Source organism: Methylobacterium sp. V23 (assembly GCF_002917135.1).
Lineage (GTDB): Bacteria > Pseudomonadota > Alphaproteobacteria > Rhizobiales > Beijerinckiaceae > Methylobacterium.
This window is the reverse complement of record NZ_PDHT01000011.1, coordinates 1-15,990: the sequence shown is the minus strand read 5'-3', so window position 1 is coordinate 15,990 and position 15,990 is coordinate 1. Positions and strand designations below refer to the sequence as shown.

Annotated in this window: 20 protein-coding genes; 16 read left to right on the top strand and 4 right to left on the bottom strand. The window is 65.7% G+C overall.

What is annotated here, in order from left to right; all coding sequences use genetic code 11:
- Positions 1–13: 13 nt before the first annotated feature.
- Together CRT23_RS12180 and CRT23_RS12175 are read right to left on the bottom strand one after the other, a co-directional pair.
- Complete coding sequence (locus CRT23_RS12180; RefSeq protein ID WP_103709905.1) at positions 14–1,039, bottom strand: P63C domain-containing protein; 1,026 nt, start codon at positions 1,037–1,039, stop codon at positions 14–16.
- 77 nt (positions 1,040–1,116) lie between these two features.
- Positions 1,117–1,374: a hypothetical protein gene (locus tag CRT23_RS12175; protein ID WP_103710028.1), complete on the bottom strand. Its 258-nt coding sequence runs from the start codon at positions 1,372–1,374 to the stop codon at positions 1,117–1,119.
- A 191-nt stretch (positions 1,375–1,565) separates the two neighbouring features.
- On the opposite strand from CRT23_RS12175, the gene CRT23_RS12170 reads away from it, so the two are divergent.
- From CRT23_RS12170 to CRT23_RS12090, 16 genes are all read left to right on the top strand, one after another.
- The gene (locus tag CRT23_RS12170) at positions 1,566–2,057 is read left to right on the top strand and encodes a hypothetical protein (protein WP_103709904.1); all 492 of its coding nucleotides are present in this window, start codon (positions 1,566–1,568) and stop codon (positions 2,055–2,057) included.
- Positions 2,057–2,341 (top strand): hypothetical protein, encoded by a 285-nt coding sequence (locus tag CRT23_RS12165; RefSeq protein ID WP_103709903.1) that lies wholly within the window; start codon positions 2,057–2,059, stop codon positions 2,339–2,341. Before CRT23_RS12170 ends, CRT23_RS12165 begins: the two co-directional genes overlap by 1 nt.
- A complete protein-coding gene (locus CRT23_RS12160; protein WP_103709902.1) occupies positions 2,341–2,601 on the top strand; it encodes a hypothetical protein in 261 nt (86 codons plus the stop codon). The genes CRT23_RS12165 and CRT23_RS12160 overlap by 1 nt, the downstream gene beginning before the upstream one ends.
- Positions 2,602–2,656: 55 nt before the next feature.
- Entirely contained in the window at positions 2,657–3,082 is a 426-nt protein-coding gene (locus tag CRT23_RS12155; protein ID WP_103709901.1) for a hypothetical protein, read from the top strand.
- Between the two features lie 65 nt (positions 3,083–3,147).
- Positions 3,148–3,414, top strand: a complete 267-nt coding sequence (locus tag CRT23_RS12150; protein WP_103709900.1) for a hypothetical protein — start codon at positions 3,148–3,150, stop codon at positions 3,412–3,414.
- 2 nt (positions 3,415–3,416) lie between these two features.
- Positions 3,417–3,641 (top strand): hypothetical protein, encoded by a 225-nt coding sequence (locus CRT23_RS12145; protein ID WP_103709899.1) that lies wholly within the window; start codon positions 3,417–3,419, stop codon positions 3,639–3,641.
- An 8-nt stretch (positions 3,642–3,649) separates the two neighbouring features.
- Positions 3,650–4,933 (top strand): ATP-binding protein, encoded by a 1,284-nt coding sequence (locus CRT23_RS12140; protein WP_146056367.1) that lies wholly within the window; start codon positions 3,650–3,652, stop codon positions 4,931–4,933.
- A gap of 5 nt (positions 4,934–4,938) precedes the next feature.
- Positions 4,939–5,451, top strand: a complete 513-nt coding sequence (locus CRT23_RS12135; RefSeq protein WP_103709897.1) for an HNH endonuclease — start codon at positions 4,939–4,941, stop codon at positions 5,449–5,451.
- Complete coding sequence (locus CRT23_RS12130; protein WP_103709896.1) at positions 5,448–6,422, top strand: PD-(D/E)XK nuclease-like domain-containing protein; 975 nt, start codon at positions 5,448–5,450, stop codon at positions 6,420–6,422. The genes CRT23_RS12135 and CRT23_RS12130 overlap by 4 nt, the downstream gene beginning before the upstream one ends.
- Positions 6,419–7,420: an AAA family ATPase gene (locus CRT23_RS12125; RefSeq protein WP_103709895.1), complete on the top strand. Its 1,002-nt coding sequence runs from the start codon at positions 6,419–6,421 to the stop codon at positions 7,418–7,420. The genes CRT23_RS12130 and CRT23_RS12125 overlap by 4 nt, the downstream gene beginning before the upstream one ends.
- The gene (locus CRT23_RS12120; RefSeq protein ID WP_103709894.1) at positions 7,420–7,794 is read left to right on the top strand and encodes a helix-turn-helix domain-containing protein; all 375 of its coding nucleotides are present in this window, start codon (positions 7,420–7,422) and stop codon (positions 7,792–7,794) included. The genes CRT23_RS12125 and CRT23_RS12120 overlap by 1 nt, the downstream gene beginning before the upstream one ends.
- Positions 7,791–8,627: a zinc-finger-containing protein gene (locus CRT23_RS12115; protein ID WP_103709893.1), complete on the top strand. Its 837-nt coding sequence runs from the start codon at positions 7,791–7,793 to the stop codon at positions 8,625–8,627. Before CRT23_RS12120 ends, CRT23_RS12115 begins: the two co-directional genes overlap by 4 nt.
- Positions 8,624–9,391, top strand: a complete 768-nt coding sequence (locus CRT23_RS12110) for a hypothetical protein (protein WP_103709892.1) — start codon at positions 8,624–8,626, stop codon at positions 9,389–9,391. The genes CRT23_RS12115 and CRT23_RS12110 overlap by 4 nt, the downstream gene beginning before the upstream one ends.
- Positions 9,388–9,654, top strand: coding sequence for a hypothetical protein (locus tag CRT23_RS12105; protein WP_103709891.1), 267 nt, complete (start codon positions 9,388–9,390; stop codon positions 9,652–9,654). Before CRT23_RS12110 ends, CRT23_RS12105 begins: the two co-directional genes overlap by 4 nt.
- Complete coding sequence (locus CRT23_RS12100; RefSeq protein WP_103709890.1) at positions 9,651–9,959, top strand: hypothetical protein; 309 nt, start codon at positions 9,651–9,653, stop codon at positions 9,957–9,959. The genes CRT23_RS12105 and CRT23_RS12100 overlap by 4 nt, the downstream gene beginning before the upstream one ends.
- 147 nt (positions 9,960–10,106) lie before the next feature.
- Positions 10,107–11,183, top strand: coding sequence for a site-specific integrase (locus CRT23_RS12090; RefSeq protein ID WP_103709888.1), 1,077 nt, complete (start codon positions 10,107–10,109; stop codon positions 11,181–11,183).
- A 1,394-nt stretch (positions 11,184–12,577) separates the two neighbouring features.
- Here the strand turns inward: CRT23_RS12090 and CRT23_RS12085 are convergent.
- Both CRT23_RS12085 and CRT23_RS12080 read right to left on the bottom strand, forming a co-directional pair.
- Positions 12,578–13,360 carry a calcium-binding protein gene (locus CRT23_RS12085; protein WP_146056379.1) on the bottom strand — a complete coding sequence of 261 codons (783 nt, stop codon included), beginning with the start codon at positions 13,358–13,360 and terminating at the stop codon, positions 12,578–12,580.
- Between the two features lie 877 nt (positions 13,361–14,237).
- On the bottom strand, positions 14,238–15,863 hold the full coding sequence (locus CRT23_RS12080) for a hybrid sensor histidine kinase/response regulator (protein ID WP_103709886.1): 1,626 nt from the start codon (positions 15,861–15,863) through the stop codon (positions 14,238–14,240).
- Between the last annotated feature and the right edge of the window lie 127 nt (positions 15,864–15,990).

The following is a 15,990-nucleotide window of genomic DNA, read 5'->3' as shown; positions in this document are numbered from 1 at the left end:
CTTTGATTGATCGTCAAATTCTCATAGAACCTCGTCCACGGGGCACCTCGTCTTCGTCAACCTTGAAGACCTTTCTGAACAATTTTTTAAATTCCAGCCAACTGTCTGACGCCTGCATAAGGCCAATTACTTTAGCTAAATGTTTTTCTAAATGTGGATTGCCGATGTCATCGGTCAAAAACTGATGATGTTTGAACCTACGCTTGCCGGTACTAGATTGCACAGGATTTTGTGATTTAAGTTGCTGCATTACGCCATCAGGAAGTCTTTCGTAAACCAGGGCATTCGTTAGCATACCTACGTAGCCAGGCTTTGCTCTGCTTGCAGGATCAAGATCATCCCACTTATGAAGCCTGTAGATACCTTCATAGAATTCCAGTGGAAATCTTTGCGCCCAAGGCAGCAATTCTTTGGATATGTACGCTTCGAGGATCTTAGCTAGAGCATCGCGCTTGCGATATATTTGATATCCTGTTGCCTCATCAACAAGGGCGACAATGCCGACTCGCGCAAGCCCTCTCATGATTAGCTCACACTGATGAGCTATTTGTTGTTGCTGTACCTGCAGCCCCGCCGGAGATGCGCGAGCAGTTAGGACGGCTTCGCAGATCTCGACAAGGACTTCCGCCTCGTACCCATAAGAGCGCTTGCCGCTCGGCGATAAAAATACGATTGGGTTGCGGATTCGATCAAGCAACTCACTGCTGATAAAAGGCTTTATGCGCTCGCGCGAGACAAAAAGTTCGAAACGATTCATCCCCGGAACCATACTGCCGCCCTTAGCCATGCTAAGAGCATCTTGCATGCCCCCGAAGGTCAAAACCCGTCTTTCGTCGTCCAGAACGTAACAGGGGATTCGGATGTCGCCGATCGATATCGGGCGAGCATCGTCACCGAACTCCGCTTGCGGCAACTCCGCCCTATCTGGCTCCGCCTTTGCCCATCGTGCTGCAGCACCGGCTGCTGCGGCTGCCTTCCGCTGCTCGGGCGTCTGCGCGAGCGCTCGCGCCTTCGCCGCTTGTCTATGCTGCTCTGCCATACCTGACCCCACTGCTAGCGTTCGCTAGCATAAGTGCATGCTAACGACCGCTAGCACAAGAGGCAGGATGTCAGAAATTAGAACGGTAGAGCGTCCACAATGCCCGCAGGTACCTGGCCGTAAGTTGCGATCGTTACGGCTTCACCCTCATCGAACTCTCCGGCGCCCGTCCGATAGAAAGCTGCCGCGCCTGTTGCATAGCCGCCGTTGACGCGCCCCTCGGCTAGCTTCCGCGCCTCATCTGCATTCTTGCAGGTCCAGAACCGCCCCTGGATCAGCTTGCCGAGCCGGTCGAGAATGAACGCCTGCACACCGTAGAGATCCTTGCCCGCCATCGCGTCCTCCAGAACTGGTTGCCTCATGGGAGCTGATCCAATGGTACAAAACAAGAACATGGAAAGCTGCCCTGTGGACGAGTGTGGATAGATAAATCACCCATGCCGGGGTAAATATCCTCCACATGGCTTGACGGGGTAAGAATACCCTGGTTATCTTCACTCCATCGCCCGCCGATGGAGCCGCCCCGGTGACCACCCTCCCCAACATCCCCCTCTCTCGCTCGGCGCTCCTCGGCGTCCTCGCGACGATCCAGAACGGCCCGACCTTCGCGAACCAGGACATCATGTCGTTCGCCGGCATGTGCTCCACCGACGAACTGGCCGACCACGTCATGGCGTCGTTCGGCCGGCTCGGAGCAGCGGAGAAGCTTTTCGCGCTTGAGGCACTGCAGGCTCGGGTCGCTCCGGCGCCGGCCTACATGGTCCCGCAGCCGTGCCAGCAGCAGCAGGCGCAGGCCAAGCCCCGTGAGACGGCTGCCGAGTGGGCCGCCCGCATGGACCGCAAGAAGCCGCGCCGGGCCCCGCGCCCCGTGGCCGAGGACAGCCCGGCTATGAAGGCGGGCCTCGCGATCGCTGCCGAAGCCGGCCGCGCCCACGCAGAGCGCCGGATGGCCGCCGCCGCCGAGCACAACATCACGACGCCGCTGGCCCTGGCCGGCCGCTACACGAGCGCTCGCTGATGGCCTCCTACGAAGCCCACGACCCGCGGGACTCGACCCGCGAGCGCATGCTCGACGTCGACTTCACCATCGACAGCTACGGCGCGCCCGCCCGCACCTTCTGCTTGCCGGAGGACTCGGATCCCGGAGAGCCAGCCGAGATCACCCTTGAAGCCGCCTTCGACATCACCGGCGCCGACGTCCTCTCGCTCCTGACGACCGAGCAGCAAGAGGCGATCGAGAGCGAGGTCCTGGAGAACTTCGACTTCGACGGCGGCGAAGACGACTGGGACGGAGACCTGTGATGGCCATCCTCCTCGTCTCCACGGACTTCCCGGCTCAGAGCTTCCACGTCCGGATCGACGGCGATTACGTCGGCTTCGTCTACCGTGACGTCGAGACTGGCGAGTGGCTGCTCACCGCCGACGCCATGCGGTTCGAGACGCGCGCTGCGCTACCCGCGCCCTTCGAGCGCTGGACCTACGAGTTCGAGAGCCTGACCGAGCTCTGCGCCTTCCTGACCGCGCCGCATCCGGGCGCCCAGGGCCTCCGCGACGCCGCCTGAGCGTCGCCCTCCCGCCTTCACCCCCGAGCGCACCGCGCTCCAACACGAGAGCACCATGTCACGCGGTATCGAATCCATGATCCTGGGGAGCATCCTCGGTGAGGCCCTGAAAGACAACACGAGGACGATTAACCGCCCCAAGCGGCCGGTCTCCGATGACATCGCGACCCTGCGAGCCGCCTCCGAGCGCTTCAGCGGTCACAACCCGTTCAAGGCGGGCGATCTGGTCACGCCGCGCGCAGACAGCCCGATCAAGCAGGCGGGGCGGCCGCACATCGTGCTTGAGGTCGACCCTGCTCCGGTCGCGAACCGGGTTCCGACCCTCCACGGAGACGCGAACCGCTCCGACTTCGGCGCCCGGCGCGACATGCGCGTGGCCAGCACCTGCGACTGCGACCACGGCGAGATCGCCACCCACTGGGTCGAGAGCTGGATGTTCGAGGCCTTCGTCGAGGTAGCGCCCGAGAGCGCTGCCGCCTGAGCCGCCCACCGGGCCGCTCACGCCGGGCGGCCCGGCCCATCTCTTCCATCCCTGCGAGCCCTACCGTGTCGGACGCTCAACTCGCCTGCCTCGCCATCTTCGCCGGCCCCTTCCTCCTTGGCTGCATCGTTGCCCTCGGGAACCTCGTTCCGGTTGGTGCTGGCCCCGCCCCCTCGCCGAAGCGCGTCCTGCGCTGGTGCCTCGCGGGCCCGGTCTGGTTCGCCCTCGCGGTAATCGTCGGGCTCCTGGAGCTGATCGACGACCTCAACATCCTGCTGCACGCCGGCGCTCGCCGCGCGGTCATCGGCCTTCGCTCCTGGATGATCGCCTGACCATGAGCGCCAGCCCCTTCGCCTTCGACCGCGCGCCCTACCGCGTCCGGCTCGGCACCTACGCGATCCTGGAGGACCGGGACGGCCGGACCGTCGCCGGCGTCGCCGAACCCCTCAACGATCCCGCCGAGCGCCTCCGGTTCGCCCAGGCCCTCGTCGTCGAGATCAACGAGGCCGCCGCCCGCCACGCGGCCGAGAACCCCGCCCTTCCTCAAGCCGCCGAGTGACCGCCGCCATGAAGATCATCGAACTACAGGCCGAGAACGTGAAGCGGCTCCGAGCCGTCACGATCACGCCCCAAGGCAACATCGTGGAAATCAGCGGGCGAAACGGCGCCGGCAAGAGCAGCGTGCTCGACGCCATCTGGTGGGCCCTGTCCGGCACCACGAACATCCAGGCCAAGCCGATCCGGAAGGGCCAAGAAGAGGCGCGCATCAGCGTTGACCTCGGCGAGTTGAAGGTGATCCGCACCTTCCGCCAGCGCGAGGACGGCAGCCACACCACGAACCTCATCGTCGAGAACGGGGAGGGTGCCCGGTACCAGTCTCCGCAGCGGATGCTCGACGGGCTCCTCGGCGCTCTGACGTTCGATCCGCTCGCCTTCACCCGCATGGACGGCAAGGCGCAGCTCGAAACCCTCAAGCGCTTCGTGCCCGGCGTCGACTTCGCCGCGATCGAGAAGGCCAGTAAAATCGATTTTGACCGGCGGACCGAGGTCAACCGCACGATCCGCACCCTGCGGTCTCAGGCCGTCAGCATCGAGGTCCCGGCCGACACACCGGCCGAGCGCATCGACGACGCAGCCCTCGTCGCGGAAATGCAGGAGGCTGGCGAGCGCAACGCCCTCACCGAGCGCCGTCGGGTCAACCGAGAGAACTGGGCCGCCGACATCCAGCGGATGCAGGGCGAGGAGGAGCGCCTCCGCGCGCAGGCGGCTCAGCTGATCAGCCAGGCCGACGGCATCGCCGACGTGGTCGCCAGCAAGGTGCTGGAGATGAAGACCGCGCAGCCGCTGCCGGAGATGGTCGACGTTTCCGCCCTCCGCCAGCGGATCGCCGACGCGGGCCGGATCAATGCCGCCGTCACCCAGCGTGAGCAACGCGACCGGATCGAGGCTCAGGTGAAGGACGCCGAGGCCGAGGCCGCCGCGCTCACCAAGGCGATCGACGACCGCGCCGCTGAGAAGCGCGCGGCCATTGCCAGGGCCGACCTGCCCGTGCCCGGCATCGGGTTCGGCGACGACGAGATCCTGCTGAACGAGGTCCCGTTCGACCAGGCGTCGAGCGCCGAGCAGCTGCGCACGTCCGTCGCCATCGCCATCGCGGCCAACCCGAAGCTCCGGGTGATCCGCGTTCAGGACGGCTCGCTCCTCGACGAGGAGGCCATGCGGATCCTCGCCGAGATGGCGGACGCGGCCGACTATCAGGTCTGGATCGAGCGGGTTGGCGTCGGCAGCACGGTCGGGATCGTGATCGAGGATGGCGCGATCGCCTCGGCGTCCGCGCAGGCTGCGGAGTAGCAGCCATGACGACGGCGAGCGGCCGCTCCGTCATCACCCGGGATTTTGTCCTTCAGGTGCTGATCTACGACCCTGTGACCGGCATCTTCACGTGGCGCCAGTCGCGAGGCGGAAAGCTCCTTGGTACCAGGGCGGGCGGTCTCGACGGCGACGGCTACGAAGTCATTCGCCTCAACAAGCGGGCGTTTAAATCGCACCGGCTCGCGTGGCTCTACGTTCACAGCGACCTTCCGGACAGCGATCTCGACCATCGCGACCTGAATCGAGCGAACAACGCGATCAACAATCTTCGCCCTGCTACGCGGGCGCAGAACATCGCCAATACCAAGAAGCGGGCAACGAACCGCTCTGGCTACAAAGGCGTGAGCTACCACGCCTTCTCTGGTCTCTACCGCGCAACTCTCTTTGTTCGCGGCAAGCAGATCTGCGGCAAGTACCACAAGAAGCCTGAGGATGCCTACGCGGAGTACTGCGCGATGGCAGTTGCGTCTTACGGTGAATTTGCGAGGCTTTCATGAAAATCGTTGATTACATCACCGGCCCGATTGATGTGCCGGGTCTCTATCACATGGCCGCGAAGGCTTATCATGCAGATCCATGCGTGGAGCCGTCGCTGTCGTCGTCGATCGCGAAGGTGCTCATCACCCAGAGCCCGGAGCACGCCTGGGTCGAGCATCCGCGACTGGGCAAGGCGCCGGACGACGAGCGCGATCCGACGCGTACGATGGAGATCGGGACCGCGGCCCATAAGCTGATCCTGGGGCACGGCGCGGAACTCGTGATCATCGACGCACCGGACTACCGCACGAAGCTCGCGAAGGAGGCGAGAGCGGAAGCTTACCGCAACGGGCAGGCACCGGTCCTTCGCGACAGCATGGAGAAGGCCGAGACCCTGGCCGATCAGGTGAAGATCCGGCTGGCCCGCATCCCCGGCTGTGAGGGCTTCCAGGGCGCCCCCGCCGAAGTCGTCGCCATCGCCCGCGACGTGTCCGGCGCCTGGCTCCGCATCATGATGGACCGCGTCGAGATCCACGCCGATCACGCAATCATCTACGACGTGAAGACTGGAGACACGTCGGCCGCGCCCCAGACGCTCGGCCGCCGCGTCGAGCAGATGGGGATGGAGGTTCAGGCCGCCTTCTACATCCACGTTCTGGGGCTTCTGTTCCCGCACCTGCAAGGCCGCATCGCCTTCCGGTGGATCTTCATCGAGAACGACGCACCGCACGGCGTGTGCGTCGCCGAGGCCGACGCTGCAGGCCTTCACGTCGGCGCCCACAAGGTCGTGCTCGCGCTCACCCGCTGGAACAAGGCGATGAAGAGCGGGACCTGGGCCAGCTACCCGACGCAGATCGTCCGCGTCGAGTACCCGGAATGGGCCCAGAAGCGCTGGCTGGAGCGCGAGGAGCTCGAACTCGCGCAGGAGGTCCAGAACTTCGACCTCAACAGCAGCCCGTTCCGTCCCCTTGATTGGGAGGATGCGGCGTGAGCTTCACCTTCATCCCTGCAGAGCGCTTCAAGGAGCGCGCCGGCCTGTTCGTGTCCCTCACCGGGGGTACGAATTCCGGCAAGACATTCTCGGCGATGCGCCTCGCGCGCGGTATCGCCGGGCCGACTGGCAAGGTGGCAGTCCTCGACACCGAGGGCGGTCGCACGCTCCACCTGAAGGCTGACTTCGCCTTCGATGCGAGCGTCATGGACCCGCCCTTCCGTCCCGAGCGGTTCGCTGCCGCCGCGAAGGCCGCGGAGGACGCCGGCTACGATGCCCTGGTGATCGACAGCTTCTCGATGGAGTGGGCAGGCTTGGGCGGTGTGCTCGACTGGCAGGCGGCCGAGTTCGAGCGGATGGGCAGCAAGGACTCGGCGAAGGGCACGTCCTGGATCAAGCCGAAGATGGCCCACAAGGCCATGGTCTACTCGTTCCTGCAGCGGCGCATCCCGATCATCTTCTCGATCCGGGGCGAAGAGAGCTTCGTCCCTCCGAACAAGACGATCTTCAAGGCCATCACGAACAAGCAGTTCCCCTTCGAGGTCACCGTCTCGTTCCGGCTGGAGTCGGAGCGGAAGGGCTACATCGACCTGAACGACCCGAAGTCGTGGAAGATGGAGGGCGCGCACCAGGAGATCTTCAAGCACGGCGACCGGATCGACGAGGAGCACGGGGCCGCGCTCGCTCGCTGGGCCTGCGGTGCCTATGCGCCGAAACCTGCTCCGCAACTCGCTGCGCCGGCGATGAAGGACGAGCCGGAGCAGCGTCGGCTCACGGCACCCGCTGACGCTACCAAGCCGTCCAACCGAGACCGCTTGTTCACCGCGGCGCGTGAGGCCGCGAAGAAGGGCCACGTCTCCCTCGTGGACTTCCGTCGCACTCTCGACCCTCGCGCCGATCGCGCCCTCGACGAGATCCAGGCCGAGCTCATCGACATCGCCGCCGACGCGGACTCGCGCGACGACGGCGAGCCCGACCAGCACAGCGAGGCCGCGTGATGCCTGGCCGCCGCTTCACCGACGAACAGCGCGAGCAGATGGCGAACCGCCGCGAGGCGGGCGAGACGCTCGAAACCATCGCGCAGGCCTTCGGGTGCTCTGCCTCGAACGTCTACTGGACCTGCCTCGCGCTCGGCGCCGACAAGCCGAACGCGAAACCCCTCCCGACAACAGTGCTCGGCCCGATGGTCGTGCAGCGCAAGAACGGCGTCGTGCGCCGCTTCACCGCCGAGGAGGACGCTCGCCTCCTCGCTTTGGAAGCTCAGGGCAAAGGCGACACCGAGATCGGCAAAGCCCTCGGCCGTCGCGCCAATTCGGTGCGCGGTCGGCTGATGACACTCGCCCGCCGCGAAGCTCGCTCGGAGGCAGCATGACCACGGCCCCCATCTGCCCCGCCTGCGATACCGCAGCCCGCCTCACCGACGGCGCCGAGATCTACCCGCACCGGCCCGACCTCGCGGACAAGCCCATCTGGGCCTGCACAATCTGCGAGGACACCTATGTCGGGTGCCATCCCGGTACCGAGACCCCGCTCGGTTTCCCGGCCGACGCCGGCCTACGCGAAGCCCGGATGCTCCTGCATCGCAACCGGATCGATCCGCTTTGGAAGGGTGCGCCCGACTGCGGCGCGTACCGGCCCGAGAGCGACGCCGCGCGCAAGCAGATCCAGCGGGCCGCCCGGGCGCGCGTCTACCGCTTCTTGGCGAACCGCATGGGGCTCACGGAGGAGGCCTGCCACACCGGCATGTTCACGGTCGAGCAGTGCCGGGAGGCTTACGCCGCCCTGAACCGCGTCACGTACCTCGACGTGCGGAAGTGGGCCCAGGTCGGCGACCGGCCGGCCAAGCCGAAGAAGGAACGGAAGGCGAAGGCCCCGACGCCTCTGCCGGAGCCGACCGAGGCCGAGCGCGGCGCCGCGGCGATCGCCGCCGTGGTCCTGCGCGCGGCCCTCTCGGATCCGTCACTCATGGGCGAGGCGTCGACGGCCTTCCTCGATTTCGGCAGCCCGCGTCGCGGTGCAGTGCTGCGGACATGGGCCGGCCTTCCCGGCTTCTCGCTGATGAGCGGCGCCTACCACCATGATCTGTTGCCCGGCTGGCAATACTCCATGGACGAAGTCGCCGCCGAGATGATCCCCGACCTCGAGGCCCTCGCCGAGCGTGGCGAGCGGCCGACCCAAGCGACCAGCCAGGGAGTAGCAGCGTGACTGACCGCCCCATCATCTTCAGCGCGCCGATGGTGCGCGCCCTGCTCGACGGCCGGAAGACGCAGACCCGGCGCATCCTGAAGCTACCGAAATGGGCGAGCACCGATCCGAGCCATATCGAGTTCGGAGCATCCGGGGAGCCGGAGGTCATCTGCCGGGATACCGGGTGTCTCGCTGCTCTGCCCATGCCCTACGCGGTTGGCGACCGGCTTTGGGTCCGCGAGAACCATCGCTTTGCGGGCGGACGCTACAACGACGGCAGGGTCGGAGAGGCCAATTGGAGCGAGGACGAGTGGTTCAGGTGTTACGGCGGGGGTGGCTGCGGCGATAACTGGGACCCGTCTTTCCCTCCTGATTGGCGGCCGTCCGAGCACATGCAGGTCGCGGACCTCACCGGGCCAGGGCACGACGAGGGCCCTGACGTTGAGCGGTTCGCAACCAAGGTCCTGCCATCAATCCACATGCCGCGCTGGGCTTCGCGCCTGACGCTGGTGGTCACTGACGTCCGCGTCGAGCGGCTGCAGGACATCAGCGAGGCCGACGCTGTCGTGGAAGGCTTGAAGCCGGACACATGCGCCGGACAACGCATGTGGGACCCCGGGACCCCTCACGGCCTGTTCGGCGATCCGCGCGTCGCCTTCCGGATGCTCTGGGAAGACATCAACGGGCCCGGCGCATGGGAGGCGAACCCGTGGGTCGCCGCCGTCAGCTTCACCGTCCACCGCGCCAACATCGCCGCCCTCGACATCGGAGCCGCAGCATGACCGCCTGCAAGCACGAGAACTTCGCCGCGGCTGTCAGGGTCGCCCGGCTGGAAGACAGCGGCCGCTTCATGGCCGAGATCCGGATCAGTTGCACCGCATGCGGCGCGCCGTTCCAGTTCCTCGGCCTGGAGCCAGGCCTGGACCTGCAAGGGGCCCGGGTCAGCATCGACGGCCTCGAAGCCAACATCGCGATCGCGCCAGAGGGCACGCAACCGAGCCCGCTCCAGCGCATGGTGCACGGCGTCCAGGGGTTTGACGCATGACCGCCCCGTCCCTGCTCCACGCCGCCCGCACTGCTCGCGACCGCCGCGAGCGCATCCTCCGCATGGCCGAGACCATGCGCGAGCGGATCTACGGCCTGTCCGAGGGCTGCACCGTCGAGGACCTGCAGGCCGCCGGCTTCACCGAGGCCGAGGCCTACGCCTACCGCGACGACGCGATCGGCGCGCTCAGCGGCCGGCCCTCGCCGCTGCGCACCATCCCCATCGGACGCCTCAAGGGACTCGCGCTCGCCCGCCGGGCCGAGGCCATCCGCCACCGTAACCAGGGGAGGGGCGCTCGTGCGTGAGGACATCCTCATCCCTAAGCAGGTCGCGGCCCGCTGGGGCTGCTCGGAACAGCACGTCAGGAACATGGTCAACCGGGGCGAGCTCGGGCACTTTCGCCTCGGCGGGAAGCTCTTGCGGATTCCCCTCTCTGCCGTCGAGGAAGCGGAATGCGCGATCAAGGCCAGCTTTACGACATCGGACGGCTCAAGTCGGCCAGCTACCCCGAAGGCGAATGCGTCCTCACGTTCTGGAAGGACGGGAAGCGCCGCCGGTTCCGCCTCGGCACCAGTGTCGAGGCTGAGGCTCGCAGCCGTGCGCCAGCCGTCTACGCCGAAGCCCTGAGGCCGACCGGCACCACGGTCGCGGAGCTGTGGGAGGCTTACAGGATCGACAAGGCGGGGCGCCCGGTGGTCGAGATCATGCGGCACGAGTGGAAGGCCCTGGCGCCCCGTTTTGGAGAGATGGCGGCCGAGGCCATCACGATCGCCGACTGCCGGGCCTACATCGCGGAGCGGCGGGGCCTGCGCACCAAGCGGCACCCGAATGGGATCAAGGACGGGACGATCGTCACCGAGCTCGGCCGCATCCGCATGGTCCTGAAATGGGCCGAGAAGCACAAGCACATCGCCCACGCGCCGGCGATCGAGCGCCCGACCCTCCCGAAGCGCAACGTGGACAAGCACCTGTCCGCGCAACAGGTCCGGCAACTCGCCGAGGCCTGCAAGGCGCCGCATCTCGCGCTGTTCGTGCATGTGGCCTACGGCACGGCTGGCCGCGCCGCAGCGATCCTGGGACTGACCTGGGATCGCGTGCATTTTGATCGCGGCAAGATCGACCTGGAGGATCCGGACATCAAGGTCGCGCACAAGGGAAGGGCGGTAGTGCCGCTGACTCGGACCCTGCGCCTGCGGCTCCTAGAGCAGCAGCGGGGCGCCCGCTCCGATTTCGTGATCGAATGGAACGGCGAGCGGGTCGGTTCGGTGAAGAAGGGGCTGGCCACGGCCGCGAAGAACGCGGGCCTGCCCCACGTCCACCCTCACATGCTGCGCCACTCGGCGGCAGTGCGGCAGGCCGAGGCGGGCGTCCCGATGGAAGAGATCGCGAGCTTCCTGGGCCACTCTAACCCGAAGGTGACCCGCGAGATTTACGCGAAGTTCTCGCCCGAGGCCCTGAGCCGGGGCGCCGCCGCGCTGGAGCTCGACGACGACGAGCCGATCAGCCTCGTGGCCCGGAGGAAGGCGTAGGTAGTGCTCTTGGGTTCGCCGCGCCTGTTCCCCGTGAACGCAGCCGGAACAAGACGCGATTTTACGGAGGGGGACGCGAGGCAACCGTCAATGATTAGAGGCAGTTGGGGGAGGGGAACAAACTTGACATGGTAGGGGTCACAGGTTCGATCCCTGTCGCGCCCACCATTACTCATAGATCGGAGTAGTGGTCTGCAAAAGGCGGCCTTCGGGCCGCCTTTGTCGTTTCTGAGGGTTCCGCCCGGGACGATGACAAGCCATTGATGGCGGGCCGCTGAGAGTCGAGATCCGTGCGGATTGGCTTCGACGGACCCTGAACTCCACCGTGTTGTCTGAGTAATCCTGATCCGAGAGGTTGGGGCCATCACGAAGTGATCTCAGCCATTCTCATCGGAGCTATGCGGGCAGCGAAAAAGCCCGCTGGAACGCCCGGTTCGGAGGACGGTGTACTTCGCATGTTGGCAGCCAGGATCGGCAGCTCGGGCAAGATTCCGCGTGATCGTCGTCCAGCAGGCCCCACGTGCACTGCTCGTTTCGGGATAACGCAGAGCGGAAAAAGCAGTCCGCGGCGCAGAGGGGCTGAGATCCTGCCGAGCTGCGCCATACGGGCAGCGGTTCCCAGGATCGGGATCCGAGGGTCACTCCAGCGCGTCTGTCCCGCGGGCCGGGACAGCACCGCGTCCTGGATAGCCGTGGTCCCCAGCCGGCTCGACTGAGCGCTTGGGGCTGAAGGACGAACGGGCTGTCGGCCGCGGAATTTTGCCGTCGTCGTGACCTGCGGCGTGTTCGCTGGCTTCACGCATCGGGTTGCAGGCTGACGCGCGCGGGGTGTGGAGGGCGTGCTCGCGAGCGGGAGCCGGCCCTGCGAGGGGGCTGATCCGGTCGCCGCCGCGTCCATCTCGCGATCACGGGTCGCAAGGACGGACCCTGTCCGCCAGGGCGGCCGATGCGGCGAGGAGGCCTCACGCCGGCGATTGGCGGCTCGGCGGAGATCGCCTTCGTGACGGTGCACGCTGAATCGGTGGTCCAAGCCGGGCCCGCCCAATTCGATCGGAGCGCTTCCGGACCACGAATGGGGCTGAGGCCGCATTGCGCGAGCCTGCTGAACCCCACCGAGCCGTATGACGGTTCGCCCCGATGCCGGGGCGAGTCCGAGGCGCACGGTGCAGCCATGAAGAGCGCGTCGTCCGAGCTTAAATCTTCTGTCCAGCTTCGCGTGTCGCGCTAGGGCGCGACCCGGCGGGCCCCCGAGACATGTCTGGCCAAATCTGATCGCGGGGGCCTCGCAACGAGAAACAGCCGCCGCCCCCCAGCGGGGACGACGGCCGTCGACGATCAACCGCCGACCAGTCCGCGGACGGGTCTGCCGGCCATGTTACCCGGCGACCGCCAGCTCAGGCATAGAGCGGGGCGGTGTAGACCAGGAAATCGTCCGCATGGAGCTCGACGGGCTTCGTGTCGAGATGCGCGAAGACAACTGCCTTGCCGGCCCCAGCGGTCCCATCCGCATCGAAGGAGATGTTTCCGCTCGTGCTGTCATAGTTGATCGTCGGTGCGCCCTTCTGGGAGGCCTCGCTGCCGGGGCGCAGAACGAAGTGATTGTCCACTCCGGTCCCGTCCACGAGCTGAGCATAGCCGTTGTAGATCGGCGTGCTGTTGTTGAAGACGCCGAAGATCGAGCTGTCGAGGACGATCTTGTCGATGCCGACCTGGAAGTCGGTGATGTTGTCCGTGTTACCGGACGTCAGGGACGCATCGAAGATGAACTTGTCCGCACCCGCTCCACCGGTCAGGAAATCATGACCGGACCCACCGGAGATCACGTCGTCGCCAGCGCCACCATCGATCGTGTCGCTGCCGGCACCGCCACGCAGGCTGTTCATGCCGCTGTTACCGACGAGGATATTGTCGCCGTCATTGCCGGCGCCGCCGATGTTGGCCGACCCTTCGAGGTAGAAGTTCTTGAGATTGACGCCGAGCGCCCAGGTCACGGTCGAGTGGACGTTGTCGATACCGCCGCCCTCGCCGTTGAACTCGACGATTTTATCCTCGCGGTGATACACATAGTAGGTGTCATCGCCAGCACCGCCTTCAAGACAACTGTTCAGGGTCTCCGAGGCGACCAGTGTATCGTTACCATCGGTGCCGCGGGCGGAGTATCCGAAAGCTATACCCAAATTTCCTTCCCAAGATCCTTATACGGCACGGGCTACGGAATACTGCGTTCGAGAGAGAACGACTCTCCGCAGCAAGTGCGCCTCGCGCTGTAGCGGGAGCTTTAATAGAAGCTTAACCCAAAGCCAAGAGGCCGGAGGCGGCCGATCCGCATTTAAGCTGCGTAGGTCGGCTGGTTCAGCAGTCATTCTGCCGAAGAAAAACTACTTAGACGGCGGAGAACTGACTTGGGACGGTCGTTCCGGAAATCACCCCGCGAACGATGTTGAGGAACGGTCCTTGGATCGAACTGGATAGTTCCGAACAGCATTCCTCGCATAATGCGTCCACGAAAAAGAAGGACAGCATCCGGAAAGAACGCTGGGCGAACGCTCGAACACACAGATCGACTGGGATTTGAGAGCAAGACTGGCGAATGACACGGGCTGATCATGAGACATCAGCGGTTCATGTCATGGACGGACACGCCGGCGATTGAGGCGTTGCTGCGCCAATATACAGGTCGGCCGGATCGCGGGGTCCGAGGCCACCGGGATCACAACGTCGTGAGGGAGCCACCGAGGCGACCGCAGAGGCCGGCTTACAGTCCCTTGCCGCGGCACGGCGATTCTCCTGCCGCGGCCCCCGTTGCTGCAGGACGCTGCGTCTGGACCTTCATCTTATCCGGGCAAAAGGATCCCAGGGTCAGTCTTGCGCGAGAGGGTACAGGCCGTCAGCGGCCCGGCCTTGAGGGCGGCTCGGCCGGCGCTGCGGCGCGGGAGAGAGGTCCAGCCACCCTGCGCCGGATCTGGAGCCACCTTCGCCAAATCGCGCGATCCAGACAGCCGCCGGGCCAGGAGGCCGAGCTTGCGGTCGGCGGGCGCCGTCCCGATCCTTGCCTCAGCCGACCCCGGTGGGACCGTCGATGACGCGTCGCACGCGCCGCGCGAGTTCCAGGCGCTTGTAGGGCTTGTTGATGATTTCGAACTCGGTGCCGCCCGCATCAGTGCGCTCCAGGGACGCCTCCGCGTAGCCCGTGGTCAGCAGCACCTTGATCCGGGGCTGACGCTCGCGCGCGGCGCGGGCCAGCATGACGCCGTTCATGCCCCCCGGTATGATGAGGTCGGTGAACAGGAGGTCGATCCGTCGCTCGCCGTCGAGGATCTCGATGGCAGCCCGGGGGCCGTCGGCCACGATGACCTTGTAGCCGAAATCCTCCAGGATGATGCTGGCGGTCTCGGCCACGTCCACCCGGTCGTCCACGACCAGCACCGTCTCGGTTCCGTGCCGGTCCGCGGACCGCTGCGAGGCCTTGCGCTCCTCCTCGATCTTCTGGTCGCTCGCCGGGAACAGCAGGCGCACCGTCGTGCCGTGCCCGACTTCGGAGTAGACCTTCACCGAGCCGCCCGATTGCTTGGCGAAGCCGTAGACCATCGCGAGTCCGAGACCGGTGCCCTTGCCCTCGCCCTTGGTGGTGAAGAACGGCTCCATCACGCGCTTCAGGATCTCGGGCGGCATGCCGCTCCCGGTGTCGGTGACGGAGACCACCACGTAGGCCCCCGGTCCGACCGTCTTGAACAGGGCGGCGTCCTCGTCCTCGACGAGGAGGTTCTCCGTCTTCACCGTGACGGTGCCCCCGCCCGGCATCGCGTCGCACGCGTTCAGCATCACGTTGAGCAGGGCCACCTCGGCCTGGGTCGGGTCGATGCGGGTATTCCAGAGCTCGGGCAGGAGGTCCTGGCGCAGGGTGACGTGGTCTCCCAAGGTCCGCTCGGCCATCTCGCTCATGCTCTGGACGAGGCCGTTCAGGTTGAGCAGTCGCCCCTCGAGCCGCTGCTTGCGCGAGAAGGCGAGAAGCTGGTGGGTCAGCTTGGCCGCCCGCTCGGACGCATCGCGGACCGCCTCACCGGCCCGGCGCAGGCGTCCGACATCGATATCGGGATGGTCGACCAGCGCGAGCATGACCTCGTTATGTCCGGAGATCACCTGCAGCAGGTTGTTGAAGTCATGCGCGATGCCGCCGGTGAGCTGGCCCAGGCTCTCCATCTTCTGCGCCTGATGCAGGGACTCTTCGGCATCGCGTCGCCGGGAGACGTCGAGCTGCGAGCCGAAGAAGTAGACGAGTTCGCCGGACCGGTTGAACACCGGGGACACGAACAGGGCGTTCCAGAACGAGGAGCCGTCCTTGCGGTAGTTGATGATCTCGGTCGAGAATTCCCGCTGTTCCTGGATGGCCAGGCGCAGGTCGCTCACCACCTCGCGGTCCGTCTCCGCGCCCTGCAGGAAGCGGCAATTCGTGCCGATCAGCTCGTCCCGGGTGTAGCCGGTCATGCGCTCGAAGGCGCGATTGACGAAGATGATCGGATTGTCCGCCTGATGCGGATCCGTGACGATCATCGGCATGCGCGTCGTTTCGACGGCGGCGAAGAAGATATCGTGGTGCTGATCGATGACGCCCGACGGACCGCGGCCGCTGACGGGGGTCTTGGGACCATAAGTCTTCGGCTTCTCGGGGGACGTCGTCAATGCGAAGCTCCAGTCTTCGAGGCACCGGGCGCGCCTTGAACCAGGCCAAATCCACAGATGCCATACGGTGTAATACCAAGCCTCACTGATCAGAACGCATGGGCCCATCGGCGCAGTCCGATGGACA

Coding starts and splice junctions, on each gene's coding strand:
- CRT23_RS12120 (WP_103709894.1), top strand. CDS start 7,420: ATGCCTGGCCGCCGCTTCACCGACGAACAGCGCGAGCAGATGGCGAAC.
- CRT23_RS12165 (WP_103709903.1), top strand. CDS start 2,057: ATGGCCTCCTACGAAGCCCACGACCCGCGGGACTCGACCCGCGAGCGC.
- CRT23_RS12180 (WP_103709905.1), bottom strand. CDS start 1,039: ATGGCAGAGCAGCATAGACAAGCGGCGAAGGCGCGAGCGCTCGCGCAG.
- CRT23_RS12135 (WP_103709897.1), top strand. CDS start 4,939: ATGACGACGGCGAGCGGCCGCTCCGTCATCACCCGGGATTTTGTCCTT.
- CRT23_RS12090 (WP_103709888.1), top strand. CDS start 10,107: ATGCGCGATCAAGGCCAGCTTTACGACATCGGACGGCTCAAGTCGGCC.
- CRT23_RS12105 (WP_103709891.1), top strand. CDS start 9,388: ATGACCGCCTGCAAGCACGAGAACTTCGCCGCGGCTGTCAGGGTCGCC.
- CRT23_RS12160 (WP_103709902.1), top strand. CDS start 2,341: ATGGCCATCCTCCTCGTCTCCACGGACTTCCCGGCTCAGAGCTTCCAC.
- CRT23_RS12115 (WP_103709893.1), top strand. CDS start 7,791: ATGACCACGGCCCCCATCTGCCCCGCCTGCGATACCGCAGCCCGCCTC.
- CRT23_RS12130 (WP_103709896.1), top strand. CDS start 5,448: ATGAAAATCGTTGATTACATCACCGGCCCGATTGATGTGCCGGGTCTC.
- CRT23_RS12155 (WP_103709901.1), top strand. CDS start 2,657: ATGTCACGCGGTATCGAATCCATGATCCTGGGGAGCATCCTCGGTGAG.
- CRT23_RS12175 (WP_103710028.1), bottom strand. CDS start 1,374: ATGGCGGGCAAGGATCTCTACGGTGTGCAGGCGTTCATTCTCGACCGG.
- CRT23_RS12100 (WP_103709890.1), top strand. CDS start 9,651: ATGACCGCCCCGTCCCTGCTCCACGCCGCCCGCACTGCTCGCGACCGC.
- CRT23_RS12140 (WP_146056367.1), top strand. CDS start 3,650: ATGAAGATCATCGAACTACAGGCCGAGAACGTGAAGCGGCTCCGAGCC.
- CRT23_RS12145 (WP_103709899.1), top strand. CDS start 3,417: ATGAGCGCCAGCCCCTTCGCCTTCGACCGCGCGCCCTACCGCGTCCGG.